This window comes from Geomonas sp. (assembly GCF_056994735.1).
Window position 1 is genome coordinate 28211 of sequence record NZ_JBXKJL010000096.1, and the last position, 15612, is coordinate 43822.

Here is a 15612-nt window from a genome sequence, read left to right on the forward strand (position 1 = left end):
ACAAAAGTTATGTGATGCAGGTCACCGTTTAGAGGGGGGATTGTATCGGTATGTGGTAAGAACATTCCAAGACAGAATGAGAGGGGGCACTGAGGAGGACTTTCAGAAAAAGTGGCGAATCCCGAGAGAGAGGTTGGGGCCACGAAACTCGGCGGAGAGCGTTTTAAAGTGAAGCCTGGGAGTGGCGTAGTGATGATAGGAGAAATTGAGGGATGTACTGTCAGAGATGCGCAGGGCGAAGCCGCCTATCCCCTGGTAAGCGACCGCCACGTCCCGGTCCGATGTCCAGAGGACGGTTCCGTTGGAGGTGGCCCTGCTGGCATGCGCCACCACCAAACCAACTCCGCCCCCGACATAGGGGGTGACGACGGTACGGGTCCTGAAATCGTAGTACAGGTTGGTCATGAACCCATAGGTCGCTACATCGCCATCAACCGGGAAGCGGCTTTCACCGGCGGTGAGCTTGTCCATGGTGACATGCCGGTAATTGATCTCGCCTTCGCCCCGAAGTCCGTTACCGAACTCGTACCCACCCGCAGCGAGCAGCATGATCCCAGGATCGTAGGTAACCGTGTCACTTTGAGCGGTGAAATCCCCGGTGACGGAACTCTTGATCGGCCGGAAGAGACCGACCTGCCCCTCGAGATAGGCCCGCCCATCGGCGGCATCAGCGGAAGCCGCTGCTGCCAGCAAGACCAGCGGGGCAAGCAGCTGAAGCACTCTCTTCATCTTTTTCTCCAGCGGGAACAGCGAACGTTTCAGGAGAGCAGTTGCCGCAGCCGCTCAGGCTCCTCCCCGAGCCATCCGGGATTGAGCGCCGTGCCGTCGAATATTGAGGAGGTCTTGAAAGGCTCGAATTTCCCTGCCTTCCCGGCAGCGGCTGTTTTTTCCAATAGCGCTGCGACCTCCTCCTCCGAGAGCGGCCGGAAGGATTCAACGGCTAGACAAGCCTGATCCAGTATCTCCATGCTGTCGATGCCGGTTATGACCACAGAGGTGGGGAGATTCAGGGCGAAGTGCAGGCACTCCACAGGGGTAACCTCCCCCGATTGCAGGAGGATGCCATTGGCCATGCACTTCATCCCCAGCACACCGATCTTATGGCTGACCAGTTCCGGCAGCACCAGCCGCTGGAAACTCCGGTAGTGGGCGTCCATGATGTTCAGCGGCATCTGCACCGTGTCGAAGGTGAAGCCGTAATCGGCGGCGACGCGCAGCATGTGCAGGTGGATCTCGGGATCCTTGTGGCCCGTGAAGCCGATGTAGCGGATCTTCCCTGCCCTTTTCGCCTCGAGGAGAGCGGCATTGGCCCCGTCAGCATCGAACACGCGGTGAGGGTCCTCGAAACGCAGGATTTCGTGATGCTGGACCAGGTCGATCATCTCGACCTGCAGCCTGCGCAGCGATTCATCGAGCTGCCGGGTCGCCTCCTTTTTGGACCTCCCGTCGATCTTGGTCATCAGGAAGACCTTGTCGCGGTAGCCGTCCCTAAGGGCCTTCCCCATGCGGATCTCGCTGGCCCCGTCGTTATAGTCCCAGCAGTTGTCCATGAAGGTAATGCCCCGCTCGATGGCGGAGCGCACGATGCGGACGGCCAGCTCTTCCGAGACCTTCTCGAGCCCAAGGTGCCAGCCCCCTACCCCGATGGCGGAAACCTTCTCGTTGGTGCGACCAAGAGTGCGGTATATCATCGTCTCCCCCGGCGAAACGGCAGCGGCTGAACCTATCGGTCTGCGACACCCGGTAATTTTACACGCTTTCCCCCCCTTCGCTACGGGAACATCATCCCTCCCCGCTCCATCCCGGACAGGATGCGGACCACCACCTCCCCCGGAGGGAGGGGGGCGGGGGGTGGGGGAAGATGCCATTAACCTGGCTGAGGGCGAGGCCATAAAAAAAGCCCCGGGAGGAAATCCTCCCGGGGCTTTTTAGCTGATGCTGAACTGCCTTACTTCATGCTCGGCAGGTCATGAACATCCATGTGGCAGCTGAGGCATTTCGGGAATCTCTGGAGGATGCCTGCCGGGTGCGGAGCCTTGTGGCACTCGGTGCACTGCGGGATGTAGCCGTGCTTGTCGTGGTGGCACTGGGCGCAGTTCACGTTCTTGTGACGGCTCGGAGTTGCCTTCCATTTAGCGTAGATCTTGGCGTGGCAGGAACCGCAGGTAGCAGCGGGCTCCTTGGCGCCGTAGGTGACCTGCTTAGGCTTGTGGACGGAATGGCACTTGGTGCAGGTTTCATAGCCCTGGCCCTGGTAGTGCGGCTTGTGGCACTTGGCGCAGGAAGGCTTGAAGCCGTGGGAGGTGTGGCAACGCTCGCAGCCGAGCAGGGAGTGCTTGCTCGGGAACTGTACCAGGTCGGCCTTCGGAGCCGGGTGGCAGGTAGCGCAGGAACTGGTCAGCCTCGGGGTCATGGCAACCTTGCGCGGGGTGTGCGGGTTGGCATGGCAGGAAGCGCAGTCCTTGTTAGCCGGGCCGTGGATCTCCGTGTGGCAGGAGGAGCACTTCGGCATGATCTCGGCGTAGTTGGCCTTGTTCGGGTTGTAGGCGTGGATCACCTTGTGGCACTGCTGGCAGTCGAAGCGGTGCTTGCCGCCTGCATCCTTGAGGGCGCCGAACTGGCCGGTGTGGCACTGTGCGCACTGGGTCGGAGTCAGCGGGGTCGGGGCGGCAGCGTACTGATCGGCCTGCACCGGGATATCCACAGTCGCGAGCTTGGCCGCGAAGGCAGTGGAAGCGACAAATACAATCGCCACCACTAACAGCGTCAGGCGAGTGGACATAGCCATCGCCGTACTTACACTTTTCTTCATCTCTCCTCCTTGATGGCATTTAACTAGTTAAAGTTCGACTGAACTTAATACTACCTTACCGAAGCCTCTGTCAAGAAAAGTTATGCCGTATGCAAAAGAAATTTCATTGAAAGCAGGCCCTCCAAGGCCAGCCCCGTCACAGAGACACCACCTGATTCAGACACCTAGGAATCGTTGACACAAAAGCTGGAAGGCCGCCTGACATAGGCCCGGCTGGAGAGAGACTTCCGGCATGTGAAGTGAATGTTTAATCAGGAGAAGATGCAGGTCGAGGCGGTACGAAGAGAGGCCGGCGTGAATGGAGTGGGCAGGTGGCTATATTTGATGTGTAAAGCTAAAGCCTGATCATGTCCTCGTGGGGCTCGTCGGAGGGGTTGATGTGGATCATGACGTCGCCCACGTACGGGAAGCTGTCGAAGATGAGCCGCTTCACCTCGGTGGCGATCTCGTGGGACCGCCTGACGGTCATCTCCGAGTGCATGTCGAGCTTGAGGTCGACTATCACGAACTGGCCGGAGTGCCTAGCACGGATCTCGTGAACACCGTCGACCCCCTCGACACTATTGGCAAGCTCGGCTATGGCTGAGATCATCTCCTTTTCGGGGAGGCCGTCCATGAGCTCGTGGGCGGAGGTGCGGAAGGTCTGGTAGCCGATCCGGAAAATGAAGAGGGAGGTCAATCCCGCGGCTATCGGGTCCATCATCGGTACGCCCAGGTATGCGCCGCCCACGCCGATCAACGTGGCGATGGAGGTGATGGCATCCTTTCGATGATCCTTGGCGATGGCGAGTACCGCCGGGCTCCTGAGTGCCCCGCCTACCTTGATCGAGTAACGGTAAAGGCTCTCTTTGATTACTATGGTCACGGCGGCAGCGGCGACGGCCATGAAGGCCGGCGCTTGATACTCCCCCGCTACGATGGTGGCGATGGCGGAATAGAGGATCCAGGCACCGGTCCCGCCGATGACGATGGAGACGAAAATGGCAGAAAGGCTTTCCACCTTCCCGTGACCGTAGGGATGATCCGCGTCGTAGGGCTTGCGTCCTACCCTGAGCGCCACGAAGGTCATGCCGATGGCCACGAAGTCGCAGGCGCTCTCCAGACCGTCGGCGAAGACGGCTTCGGAATGGCCGTAGTAGCCGGCTGCGAGCTTCACCCCCATGAGCAGGAAATTTATCCAGAATCCCACCCTGATGACCCGGTCGGCCCTGTTGAAACGCTCTCCCCTCAGCACTGGACTTCCTCCGGCCGCAGGTCCTTGACGACCATTTGCAGCGAACTCTTGCCGTTCCAGACATTGATCGAGGGCGAGAAGAGGAGGTCAATCCTTGGACCGCTCACCTCTTTTTCGGCGAGGCCGAAGCCGATGGCGTCGAAGCTCCGCCCGTAGCTCGTGACCTTAAGCTTCACGTGCCCGCCCTTGAGCACGCGGTAATCGCGGATCTCGGCCCCTCTCAGCAGAAAGACCGGCTCGGGGTTGCCCATGCCGAAAGGCTTTAGCCGCTCGAGTTCGAGGGGAAGAGATTCCGTGATGTCGGAGGCTTTCAGCTCGGCGTCGTAGGGAAGGAGCGGCACCAGGGCGTCTGCATCGAGCGCGCCGGCGGCAGCCTCGTCGAAACTGAGGGCGAAGCGTTCCAGTTCCTCCTCGGCGATGGACAGGCCGGCGGCATGGCTGTGCCCGCCGTAGCGAAGGAGATGCCCGCCGCAGCTTCTGATGGCGTCCAGAAGGTGGAAGCGGGGAATGCTGCGCCCAGACCCCCTCCCGGTGCCGTCCTCGAAGGCGAAGAGGATCACCGGCCGGTGAAAGAGTTCGGCAATCCTGGAGGCGACAATGCCGACCACGCCGGGGTGCCAGAGCTTCGACCCCAGGACGATGCTTTTTCGTCCCCGGCAGGCGCCATCCTGGAGCATGGCACGGGCCTCTTCCAGGGTCGAGCGCTCGATGGCCTGCCTCTCGGCATTGCTCTCGTCGAGCTGAGTGGCGATGGCCTTGGCCTTTGCGGGGTCCGAGGTGAGGAGGAGTTCCAGCCCGACCGCGGCATCCTCGAGCCGTCCCGCCGCGTTGATGCGGGGAGCGAGCCGGAAGCCGACCGCGCCGCAGCCGACCTCTCCCGATACCCCCGCCACCTCCTTCAGAGCCTGGACACCTAACCGCTGTCCGCCGGTCAGTTGCTTCAGACCATAGCTGACCAGGGCACGGTTGGCGCCAAAGAGCGGGACGACGTCGGCGATGGTACCCAATGCCACCAGGTCGAGGTACTCCCTGACATCGGGCTCGTTGCCCCGGAAATGCCCCTGGGCGCGCAGCCTCGCCCGCATGGCGATGACCAGGTGGAAGGCGACCCCGACTCCGGCGAGCGATTTGAACGGGAACGAGCACCCCGGCTGCAACGGGTTGATGATGGCGTATGCGTCGGGGAGCACCTCGGGCGGAGCATGGTGGTCGGTGATGATCAGGTCTATCCCGGCTTCACGGCAGATGACCGCTTCCTCAACGGAGGTGATGCCGCAGTCGACGGTCACGAGGACGCTGGCTCCCCCTTCGACAGCGGCGCGGATGCCGTGCCCGGAAAGCCCGTACCCCTCGGTCAGCCGCTTGGGGATGAAGGAGAAGCAGTCGAGACCGATGGTGCGGAAAAAGGTCAGGAGAACGGCGACCGAACTGACGCCGTCGACGTCGTAGTCGCCATGAACGCAGACCCTCTCGCCGCGGGAAAGGGCGAGACAGAGCCTGTCGACGCCTTTCTCCATTCCTGCCAGGAGCATGGGGTCGTGCAGGGTGGCAAGCGTAGGGTTCAGAAAGGTCGAGGCGGCGTCGGAATCGCCGACGCCGCGGTTGGCAAGGAGCCGGGCCAGGAGCCTGGAGATTCCCGCCCTGGCGAGGCTCTCCACCACGGCCGGATCCGCCTCGCGCTGGCGCCATGTTCTTTCTGTCACAGGTTGCATCAATGCTCCATGTCACTACAGGGGCTTGGCACCCCTGCCCTTGGCAATTAGCTTAGAATAATAGCATGGCTTGGACTGGTTTTAAGAAGAAAAGTGCCGTGAACTTCCGCGACTTCACTATTTAAGGCTTTCTCGATCCTGACTGCAAATCCCCCCTGTCCACCCTTTGACAAGGGGGGGACGCTGGCAGGGGCATGATGCTCATATCTCAGCGCTCCCCGTTCCCTCCGGGAGAGGGGAGCGGAGAGGAAACAGGTCAAAAAAAAACCCGCCGGAGCGGGTTTTTCCTTGAAGCTGCTACTGCTCACTTCTTGCCCATATTCTCGGGCATGGACGCGAGATCGGCCTTGATCTGCTGCGCGGTCGGGCTGGTGGAGTCGAACTGCAGGTACTTGGTCCAGATCTCCTTGGCCTTCTCGGGCTGCTTCAGGTCGGCCATGTACACCACGCCCAGGTTGTAAAGGCTCTGCAGGTGCTTGGGATCGATCTGCTGGGCCTTCTCGAAGTTGGCGATCGCCTTGTCATACCAGCCGATCCTGCGGTACATGATCCCCTGGTCGGTTAGGGCGTTGACGTTGTTGGGCTCCAGTTCGAGCACCTTGGTGTAGGCGTTGACCGCCTTCTGTGCCTGATCGGTGTCGAAGTAGTCGTTGGCCAGCTGGTTCCAGACCTGGGCGTTCTTCGGGTCCTTCGCCACGATCTTCTCCGCCTGCTCAATCCGCCGCTGGTAGTCAGTCGGGGACCCGGCTCCCTGCGGGACAGAGACGTTGGCGGGAAGCTGCTCTTTTTTGCCGGCGATGTTAAAGATCAGGAAGCCGCCCAGGAGACCCACGATCACTGCAACCACGATGGTAAGAACGTTCTCCTTGTTCACGACAGCCTCCTTAAGCCTTGGACTCGACCGGGGTTTTTTCCCAAAGCGCCACGATCGGGCTGGCAACGAAAATGGAAGAATAGGTGCCGACCAGAACCCCGATCAGCAGCGCGAAGGCGAAGTCGTGGATCACCTCGCCACCGAAGGCGAAGAGGGAGCAGGACGCCATGAAGGTGGTGAAGGAGGTGATGATGGTACGGCTGAGGACTTCGTTGATGCTCCGGTTGAATACGGTCGGGAGCGGGTCCTTCAGGCTCTTGTGCATGTTCTCCCTGATCCTGTCGAAGACGACGACGGTATCGGTCAGGGAGTAACCGGCGATGGTCAGCACCGCGGTGATCAGCAGGAGGTTGACCTCCTTGTTGAGCACGAAGAAGACCGCGAAGATGGCCAGCACGTCGTGCATCGTCGCGACGACGGCTCCCACGCCGAACTTGTAGTCGAAACGCCAGGCGATGTAGAGGATGATGCCCAGCATGGAGATGGCGACGGCAACCAGGGTATCACTTTTGAGCTTCTCCCCGATGGAGGGGCCGATCTCGGTGGAGCTTTCCACCACGAAGGGGTTGGCCGCGAACTCCTTCTTGAGGGCAGCCTCCACGGTGTCGGCAACCTTGCCGGTGGTGACGTTGCTTTTGCGCATCTTGATCAGGAGCTTGTTGCCGTCCTTGATCTCCTGCAGGTCAACCTCCTTGACACCTTCCCTGGCCAGCGCTTCGCGCGCCTGCTGGGTGGAGACCGGCTGGGTGAACTTGAGCTGCATCGAGGTGCCGCCGGAGAAGTCGATGCCCATGTTGGCGGTGCCGCGGGCGATGGAGATGATGCCTATGAGCCCGATGATGGCGATGATCCCCGAGATGACGAAGGAGATCTTGCGCATCCCGATGAAGTCGATATTGGTTTTTCCTATCAGTTCCATTGTCCCCCCCTTATATGCTGAGTCTCTTCACCCGGACACGGTCCAGGAAGAGGTCGAAGATCACCTTGGTAGCCAGGAGCGAGGTGAAGAGGTTGATGATGATACCAAGGCTCAGGGAGACGGCGAAACCTTTGACAGGCCCGGTGCCGAACTGGAAGAGCACCGCGGCCGTGATCAGCGTGGTAACGTGCGAGTCCATGATGGTCAGGAACGCCTTGTCATATCCCGAATCGAGGGCGGCATGTGGCGTCTTCCCTAGCCTCAACTCCTCCCTGATCCTCTCGAAGATGAGGACGTTGGAGTCAACCGACATACCGACCAGGAGGACGATAGCGGCGATGCCGGGCAGGGTCAGGGTGGCGCCCAGGGCGGAGAGTGCGCCCATCAGGTAGAGGATGTTCAGCACCATACCGAGGTTGGCCACCATGCCTGCCAGCTTGTAGTAGATGGCCATGAAGATGATGACCAGCGCCACGCCGATCACGCCGGCGAACAGGCCCTTGCGGATCGAATCCTGACCAAGGGAAGGACCGACGGTGACGTTCTGCAGGATCTTGACCGGAGCGGGGAGCGAACCGGCGCGCAGCACGATGGCGAGGTCGGCAGCCTCCTTCTCGGTGAAGGAGCCGGAGATCTGGGCGCTGCCGCCGGAGATCCTTTCGCGGATGACCGGGGCGGAGTAGATGTTGTTGTCAAGGACGATGGCGAAGCGCTTGCCGACATTGGCGGCGGTCACCTGGTCGAAGAGCCTTGCGCCGGTCGAGTTGAACTCGATGGCGACGTAGGGCTGGTTGTACTGGGAGTCAATCCTGATCTGGGCGTCGGTGAGGAGGTCGCCGGTGATCATCGCCTTCTTCTTCACGACCAGCGGGGTCTCGGAGACTGCCCCGGTGGTGGGATCGGTACGCTTCTCGTAGAGGAGCTCGTCGTCCTCGGGGAGGGTCGAGGCGGTAGCCGTGGCGGCGTTCACATTCTCGTCGACCAGCTTGAACTCGAGCCGTGCGGTCTTGCCGATCAGCTCGATGGCGCGCTTCGGATCCTTGATCCCCGGGAGCTGCACCACGATGTGGTTGATGCCCTCGCGCTGGATCACCGGCTCGGAGACGCCGAACTGGTCAATCCTGTTCCTGATGGTCTCGAGGGCCTGCGCCACTGCCCTGTCCTTCCTTACCTGCGCTTCCTTCTCGTTGATACGCAGCTGCATGTTGACGAAACCGCCCTCATCGAAGACGGGCAGGATCTCGAGGTCGGGGTACTTCTTCTTGACCACCTTCTGCACTGCATCGGCCGAGTTGCGGTCGTACAGGGTCAGCTGCACCTTGTCGCCGCCCACCTTGGCCACCCTCTTGAAACGCAGGTTCTGGGAGTTAAGGGAATCCTCCAGGTCGGTGGCAATCAGGTCCAGGGAACCTTCGACCGCCTTCTGGGTCTCTACCTCCATAACAAGATGAGTTCCGCCCTGCAGGTCAAGACCGAGATGGATCTTGTCCTTGGGGAGGAGACCGCTCCACCAGTTGGGAAGCGGCGACACCAGCGTCGGCACAAGATAGATGCACGAGGCGACGATAAAGATAACAATGAGGGAGATGCGCCAGGTATAACCCTTCGTCATGGAAAAGCTCCTTTCGGGGATTTGAAAAGCTAGTCTTTCTTGACCGTTGCGATGAAGCCCTTGTTGATCTTCACGTTGACGCCGGGAGCGATCTCCAGGGTCACCACCTGATCGTCAAGAGCGGTCACCTTGCCGTGCATGCCGCCGGCGGTCACCACCAAATCGCCCTTCTTGAGCGCCTCCAGAAGCGCCCTGTGCTCCTTAGCCTTCTTCTGCTGCGGTCTGATGAGCAGGAAGTAAAAGATGGCGAACATCAGTACCAGCGGGATCATTCCCTGAAACTGGGCCAGCATGCCGCCGGATCCGCCTGCGGCTGCTCCGCCAGTCGGCGACCCCATTGCAAACGCCAAACCTAACATTTTGCTACCTCCTCGGTTAGATATTCCATTCTACTGCAGGTCCTTATGATCAATTGCTGCGTGCAACTATGCGTTGAAGCTCTCCATGCTGCCAAGATCAAAGGCGAATCCCCCCTGTCCCCCCCTTCGTCAAAGGGGGGGACGTAGGGCTCTTTCGTCGCCGGTGGAGACGAGCCTCCAGGCGACAATTAGAAAAGCGGCGCCGCCGATCTCTTGGCGTAGAACTCGCGCCGGAAGTCGGAGAACCTGCCTGCGGCAATGGCCGCCCTGGCCTGGGCCATGAGGTTCAGGTAATAGTGCAGGTTGTGCCAGGTGTTCAGCCGCGAGGCCAGAATTTCCTGGCTGCGGTACAGGTGCCTCAGGTAGGCGCGGCTGTAATTCCTGCAGACGTAGCAGCTGCACTCGGGATCGATCGGCCCCTCGTCTTCGGCGTAGATCGCGGCCTTGATGTTTATCCTGCCGGTGGCGGTGAAGAGCGCGCCGTTTCTGGCGTTGCGCGTCGGCATCACGCAGTCGAACATGTCGAAGCCGGCGTTGATACCCTCGATGAGATCCTCCGGGGCGCCGATCCCCATGATGTAGCGGGGCCTTCCCTCGGGCAGGATGTCGGAGCAGTGCTGCATCATCTCGTGCATCAGCTCCTTTTCCTCTCCCACCGACAGCCCGCCGAGGGCATAGCCGTCGAAGCCGATATCGGTCAACTGCAGGGCGCTCTCGCGCCGCAGTTCCGGGTGCATCCCCCCCTGCACGATGCCGAAGAGCGCCTGGTCGGGACGCGTGTGGGCATCCTTGCAGCGCCTGGCCCAGCGGGTGGTCAGCTCCAGCGACTTTTTCACGTAAGAGTATTCCGCCGGATAGGGGGGACATTCGTCGAAGACCATGGCGATGTCGGAGCCTAATGCCTCCTGGATGGCGATGGAAATCTCGGGCGAGATGAAGTGGCTGGAGCCGTCGATATGGGAGCGGAATTTCACCCCCTCTTCGGAGATCTTGCGCAGTTCTCCGAGAGAGAAGACCTGGAAGCCGCCGCTATCGGTGAGGATCGGGCGGTCCCAGTGCATGAAGCGGTGCAGCCCGCCCAGCCGTCCGACCAGATCGTGACCGGGGCGCAGGTAAAGATGATAGGTGTTGGCGAGAATGATCTGCGATCCTACCTCGACCAGTTCCTCGGGGGTCATCGCCTTCACCGTCGCCTGCGTGCCGACGGGCATGAAAATCGGGGTATCAATCGTGCCGTGCGTGGTTGTCAGAGAGCCTAAACGGGCAGCAGAGCCCGGGTCCTTCTTTATGAGGTCAAACTTTAGTGCTGGCAAAAAAACTTCCTATTTCTTTATTTGATCCCCTACCTTACGTCCCCCCTCCCCTTGCGGGAGGGGGTCAGGGGGTGGGGGAGAGTGTCACCATTGTCGCAACCGGCAGCTTCACCCACCCCCCAGCCCCCTCCCGTCAAGGGAGGGGGAGAGGCAATGAGTGAAGCGTACTAGCTTATGAACATCGCGTCGCCGTAGCTGAAGAAGCGGAAGCCCCGCTTTACCGCCTCTCCATACGCTTCCAGCATCAGTTCCTTACCGGCAAGTGCGCACACTAACATAAACAGGGTTGATTTGGGGAGATGAAAATTCGTTATTAAGGAATCAACCACCCGAAACTTGTATCCCGGCAGTATGAAAATGTCCGCCTCCCGCTCCCCCGGCTGAAGCTCGCCCGACTCGGCGGCATGCTCGAGTGCCCGCAGGGAGGTTGTTCCCAGAGCTATCACGCGCCCCCCCCTCTCCCGGGTCCGGCGGATGGCCTCGGCGGTCGCTTGCGGGATGCGGTAGAACTCGCGGTGCATGGTGTGGCCGGAAAGTTCCTCAACGCGCACCGGCATGAAGGTGCCCAGACCCACATGCAGGGTGAGCGGCGCTATCTCGACTCCGCGCCCGCGGATCTCCTCCAGGAGAGCCTCGGTGAAATGAAGGCCCGCGGTCGGCGCAGCCACGGCCCCCTTCTCCCGGGCGAATACCGTCTGGTACCTCTCCCGGTCTTCCCCCTCAGGAGCCCTCTTGATATACGGCGGGAGCGGCATGCTTCCGCTCTCTTCCAGCCAGGCCATGAAGTCCTCGGCCCCGGAGAAGGAAACCTTCCACTCCCGGTCTTCCTTTTCGATCACGGTGGCGACGACGCCGCCGGAGAGCAACACGCGGCAGCCGGCAGCGGGCGATTTAGAGGCCTTCATCAGGCAGCTCCAGATCTCTCCCTCACCCGGAAGCCTCCGCACCAGGAAGATCTCCACCGAGCCGCCCGTCTCCTTCTTCCCCAAGAGGCGAGCCGGAATAACCCTGGTGTCGTTCAGCACCAGCAGGTCTCCGGGACGAAAGAGAGAGGCCATGCCGGCAACGGTCGATTCGCCGATGGCGCCACTCTCCCTGTCGAGGGTCATGACGCGGGAGGCGTCTCTGCGCTCGGCCGGATGCTGCGCGATCAGTTCGGCGGGGAGATGGTAATCAAAATCTGAAAGGCGCATGCTACCGACCGTACCCCTTGGCAAGCTTTACGCCCGGATAATAGTAAGAGAGGATCTCGCGGTAATCGAAACCGTCGGCGGCCCGCTCCTTGGCGCCCCACTGACAGAGGCCGACGCCGTGACCGCTGCCGGAGCCGTTGATCTGGCAGTCGTCACCGGAAACCCTGATCTCGAAGTTCGTGCTCTTGACCACGCCGTAGCCGACGGCCTTCCTGAAGGCCACCCCGGGGACCGATACCCTCCCCTTGGCTCCGGTCACCACCACGTCCTGCACCCGCCCGCTGTCGTTGCGCCCCGCCACCCGGAGCTCCCTCACTCCCGAGACGTGGTAACCCGCGGCACGCAGAGCGGCCTCCACCTTCCTCAGGGGGATGTTCTGCTCCCAGCGGATCGGGTTGGCCTCCTGGCAGTAACGGCACGGGACTCCGCGCAGGTAAGGGATGGACAGGCCCCAGACGGTCTTGGAAGACTCGGTGTGGCCGGCACAGTTGGAATGGTAGAAGGCCTGAATGACCTTGTCGTCGTAAACCACGACCTCGCCGGCGGTCTCCTGCACCCCGCGGGCGGCCCTGCTGTCTTCCACGTCGCACCCCTCGTAGACCTGGTCCATGACGCTCGATTCCAGCTGATAAGGCGCGCCGCGGCGGGCGTTTTTCTGGTAGACGGCATAAGAGCGGGCGATGACAGCCTGCGCCTTGATCGCCTCGATGGGCCAGGCGGAGGATATCTCGCAGTTGATCAGCCCCACCAGGTACTCTTCCAGCGGCAGTTCGTTCACCACCAGCAGACCGCGCTCGGCAGCGGTCACCTCGAGGAGTCCGCGATACCCCTTGCCATTGACGGTGACCCGCACCGGAGCCGAGGCGATGAGGCCGGGAATGCTCCTGCCGTTCACCGTCATCCCGTCCCTGCCGCGTCTCACCTCGAGCGGCATCTCGAGCCGCAGCGGCTCCCCGCGTCCGTCCGTCAGCAGGATGCCGGTACCGTCAATTCGCAGGGTTTCGGCACCCTTCACCAGGGCGACCCGGATGGTCTCCGGCCTCAAGGCGGCGGAGCTCCCCCCGGCGGCGAGGCAAATCGCCAAAATAATTAATGTCCTAAACCAGCTCATTTAATCCGTATCAGTCGCAGGTTGGGGGTCCGTCAAAGCCTTAGATATAAACCACGGAACACCCTGCAAAGTCAATAATTTTATCGTTCTAACGAAGCAAAATCCCCCCCTCTTTGGCAAGCGATTTGCTTTGCTTCTCATTAGAAAGTTGGCCGCGACCCCGGCACCACGCTTCGGACCGGGAGGCGACGATTCTTCAAGTTCTTGGTTCGATTGGGCATTCGGCGACACGGCCAGGGACGGTCCCCGGAAATAAAGTGTTGCCAGCTGTGCCAAATTACGCTATATCGCTGATGCCACCTGCGCCATAAGACGCAGACACTCAGCCACACGGATGGTTATGATCAATTCACTAAAAATTAAGATCCTTGGCCTAGTTACCCTCATCCTGGTCTTAGTCATTTCATCCGTTGCCTATATCAACTTTCTCCAGCAGAAAGAGATGTTGCACGAAATAGCGAACCGCAACACCTCTGTGCTTATCGAAACAATCAAAAGTAGTATCGGCAACGCGATGCTGTCAGGACACTCCGATGAGGTCGGCAGCATCTTCGCCAAAATCAAGTCCCGCCAGTTCGTAAAGTCCATCCGGATTCTCGACCCAGCCACCGGAAAGATACTCAATTCAGCCAATCGCGAAGAGATAGGGACCAAGATAACCGAGGCGGCGCAGCATGGACTGCCGGCCAGGAACCTCAGCATGGTTCCGGACAAAGGTCTGTTCGTCTCCTACGCCCGGATCTTCAACGCACCCCAGTGCTACAAGTGCCACTCCCCCTCCCAAGTGACTCTCGGTCTCCTGGAGATCAGGATCTCCCTGGAGTACATGAACAGCTTCATCGCCAAGGAGCGGGACACCGCTGTCATCTCCAGCGTGATCCTGGTCTTTCTCACCTTCGGCACCATCTTCATCTTCCTCTTCCTCTACGTCGACCGGCCGATCCGCAGGCTGATGGCCTACATGGAGCAGGTCGAACAGGGAGACTTCGACCACAGCATCAAGATCACCAGCAGCATGGAGATGCAGACCCTCGCGGAAAGCTTCAACAAGATGGTGGTAAGGCTCAAGACCCTGCTGGAGCGGACCGTCTCCCACGAGAGGGAACTGGCCCGTGCCCAGGAGAAGCTGACCTTCCATCGCGAGACGCACATCATGAACGGCAGGCTGGAGGAGCAGATCCGCGAGATCGAGAACCTGAACATCACCCTCGAGGAGCGCATCGAGGAGATCGAGGAGGCCAACTACAAGATCGCAGACCTCGCGGGGGAACTCGAGGACAAGAACACCAATCTCGAGAAGGCGGTGGCCAAGCTCTCCACCCTTTACCGGCTGGGCCTGGCCATCAACTCGACCATCGAGGTCGAGAGCCTTTACCAGCTGGTGGTCAAGACCACCATGGACACCCTGCAGGCCGAGATCTCCTACATCATCCTCTATGACCAGGAGAGTGAGAAGCTCAGGGTCATGAACCTCGTTGGATACGACGCGCCGCGGCAAAGGGTGTACATCCCGATGAAGCCGTCCAGCGTCTCCTCGTGGGTCATCAGCAACCGCAAGCCGCTTCTGATCGCGGACATCGATGACGCCCCGCAGTTCGACCGCTTCAGCTCCCTCGGTTACGAGAGGAAGAGCCTGATCTGCGCGCCGCTCATGGTGAAGGACGAGATCATCGGCACCATCACCGTGGTCAACAAGCTCAACAACACCACCTATCACCACGAGGAGCTCGAGCTCCTGAGCACCATCGCGGCGCAGGCAAGCATCGCCATCAAGAACGCCATGCTCTACGACGAGCAGCAGAAGACCTACCTCAACACCATCCAGGCCCTGGTCTCGGCCATCGAGGCGAGCGACAGCTACACCCGCGGCCACTCCGAGCGGGTAACCCGCTTTTCCCTGGCGCTGGCGAGGAAGTTGGAACTGCCGCAGGACAGGCTGAAGGTGATCGAGAGGGCCGCCATACTCCACGACATCGGCAAGATAGGGATCGACCTCTCGCTCCTTCACAAGGAGGCGCGCCTCACCGAGGCCGACGTGGCAGAGTTGCAGCAGCACCCGACCATCGGCATGAGGATCCTGGAGCCGATCGAATTCCTCCATGACGTGCGCCTTTGCATCGGCCAGCACCACGAACGATTCGACGGGCTCGGCTACCCGAACCACCTGTCGGCCGAGCAGCTCCTGCTGGAGTCCAGGATACTGGCCATCGCCGACTCCTTCGACGCCATGACTTCCGACCGGCCCTACCGCAAGGCCCTCGAGCTCGACGTCGCCATCAAGGAACTGGTGGACAACGCCGGGACCCAGTTCGACCCTGCGCTGGTGCCGATCTTCATCGAACTCCTGAAGACCCCCAACTTCCTGCCGCAGCGGCTGCAATGCGAGCTGCCCGAACCGTTGCAGGGAGGCTCCCCGGCCGGCGGCTTCCACTCCTACGTTGCCCAGTGATCCAAATGATGCTATAAACTAGGT

General features: G+C 60.7%; 13 protein-coding genes. 1 reads left to right on the top strand and 12 read right to left on the bottom strand.

The window, feature by feature from the left end; all coding sequences use genetic code 11:
• Positions 1 to 102: 102 nt before the first annotated feature.
• The 12 genes from AC11W3_RS04270 to AC11W3_RS04325 all read right to left on the bottom strand — a co-directional run bounded on the left by AC11W3_RS04270 (position 103) and on the right by AC11W3_RS04325 (position 13139).
• Positions 103 to 729 carry an outer membrane protein gene (locus AC11W3_RS04270; protein WP_484090272.1) on the bottom strand — a complete coding sequence of 209 codons (627 nt, stop codon included), beginning with the start codon at positions 727 to 729 and terminating at the stop codon, positions 103 to 105.
• Between the two features lie 29 nt (positions 730 to 758).
• The gene (locus AC11W3_RS04275) at positions 759 to 1691 is read right to left on the bottom strand and encodes an aldo/keto reductase (protein WP_484090273.1); all 933 of its coding nucleotides are present in this window, start codon (positions 1689 to 1691) and stop codon (positions 759 to 761) included.
• 257 nt (positions 1692 to 1948) lie between these two features.
• Positions 1949 to 2812 (bottom strand): cytochrome c3 family protein, encoded by an 864-nt coding sequence (locus AC11W3_RS04280; RefSeq protein WP_484090274.1) that lies wholly within the window; start codon positions 2810 to 2812, stop codon positions 1949 to 1951.
• 334 nt (positions 2813 to 3146) lie between these two features.
• Positions 3147 to 4046: a cation diffusion facilitator family transporter gene (locus AC11W3_RS04285; protein ID WP_484090275.1), complete on the bottom strand. Its 900-nt coding sequence runs from the start codon at positions 4044 to 4046 to the stop codon at positions 3147 to 3149.
• Positions 4040 to 5758, bottom strand: coding sequence for a single-stranded-DNA-specific exonuclease RecJ (gene recJ, locus AC11W3_RS04290; protein WP_484092559.1), 1719 nt, complete (start codon positions 5756 to 5758; stop codon positions 4040 to 4042). Before recJ ends, AC11W3_RS04285 begins: the two co-directional genes overlap by 7 nt.
• A gap of 304 nt (positions 5759 to 6062) precedes the next feature.
• Positions 6063 to 6632: a tetratricopeptide repeat protein gene (locus AC11W3_RS04295; RefSeq protein ID WP_484090277.1), complete on the bottom strand. Its 570-nt coding sequence runs from the start codon at positions 6630 to 6632 to the stop codon at positions 6063 to 6065.
• A 10-nt stretch (positions 6633 to 6642) separates the two neighbouring features.
• Positions 6643 to 7551: a protein translocase subunit SecF gene (gene secF / locus AC11W3_RS04300; RefSeq protein WP_484090278.1), complete on the bottom strand. Its 909-nt coding sequence runs from the start codon at positions 7549 to 7551 to the stop codon at positions 6643 to 6645.
• A gap of 10 nt (positions 7552 to 7561) precedes the next feature.
• A complete protein-coding gene (gene secD, locus AC11W3_RS04305; RefSeq protein WP_484090279.1) occupies positions 7562 to 9163 on the bottom strand; it encodes a protein translocase subunit SecD in 1602 nt (533 codons plus the stop codon).
• 29 nt (positions 9164 to 9192) lie between these two features.
• Positions 9193 to 9522, bottom strand: coding sequence for a preprotein translocase subunit YajC (yajC, locus tag AC11W3_RS04310; protein ID WP_484090280.1), 330 nt, complete (start codon positions 9520 to 9522; stop codon positions 9193 to 9195).
• Positions 9523 to 9710: 188 nt separating this feature from the next.
• The gene (tgt, locus tag AC11W3_RS04315; protein WP_484090281.1) at positions 9711 to 10835 is read right to left on the bottom strand and encodes a tRNA guanosine(34) transglycosylase Tgt; all 1125 of its coding nucleotides are present in this window, start codon (positions 10833 to 10835) and stop codon (positions 9711 to 9713) included.
• A gap of 167 nt (positions 10836 to 11002) precedes the next feature.
• Positions 11003 to 12028 (bottom strand): tRNA preQ1(34) S-adenosylmethionine ribosyltransferase-isomerase QueA, encoded by a 1026-nt coding sequence (queA, locus tag AC11W3_RS04320; RefSeq protein WP_484090282.1) that lies wholly within the window; start codon positions 12026 to 12028, stop codon positions 11003 to 11005.
• Between the two features lies 1 nt (position 12029).
• A complete protein-coding gene (locus AC11W3_RS04325; protein WP_484090283.1) occupies positions 12030 to 13139 on the bottom strand; it encodes a SpoIID/LytB domain-containing protein in 1110 nt (369 codons plus the stop codon).
• 442 nt (positions 13140 to 13581) lie between these two features.
• Between AC11W3_RS04325 and AC11W3_RS04330 the strand changes: the two genes are divergently transcribed.
• Complete coding sequence (locus AC11W3_RS04330) at positions 13582 to 15588, top strand: HD domain-containing phosphohydrolase (RefSeq protein WP_484090284.1); 2007 nt, start codon at positions 13582 to 13584, stop codon at positions 15586 to 15588.
• Positions 15589 to 15612 lie beyond the last annotated feature (24 nt).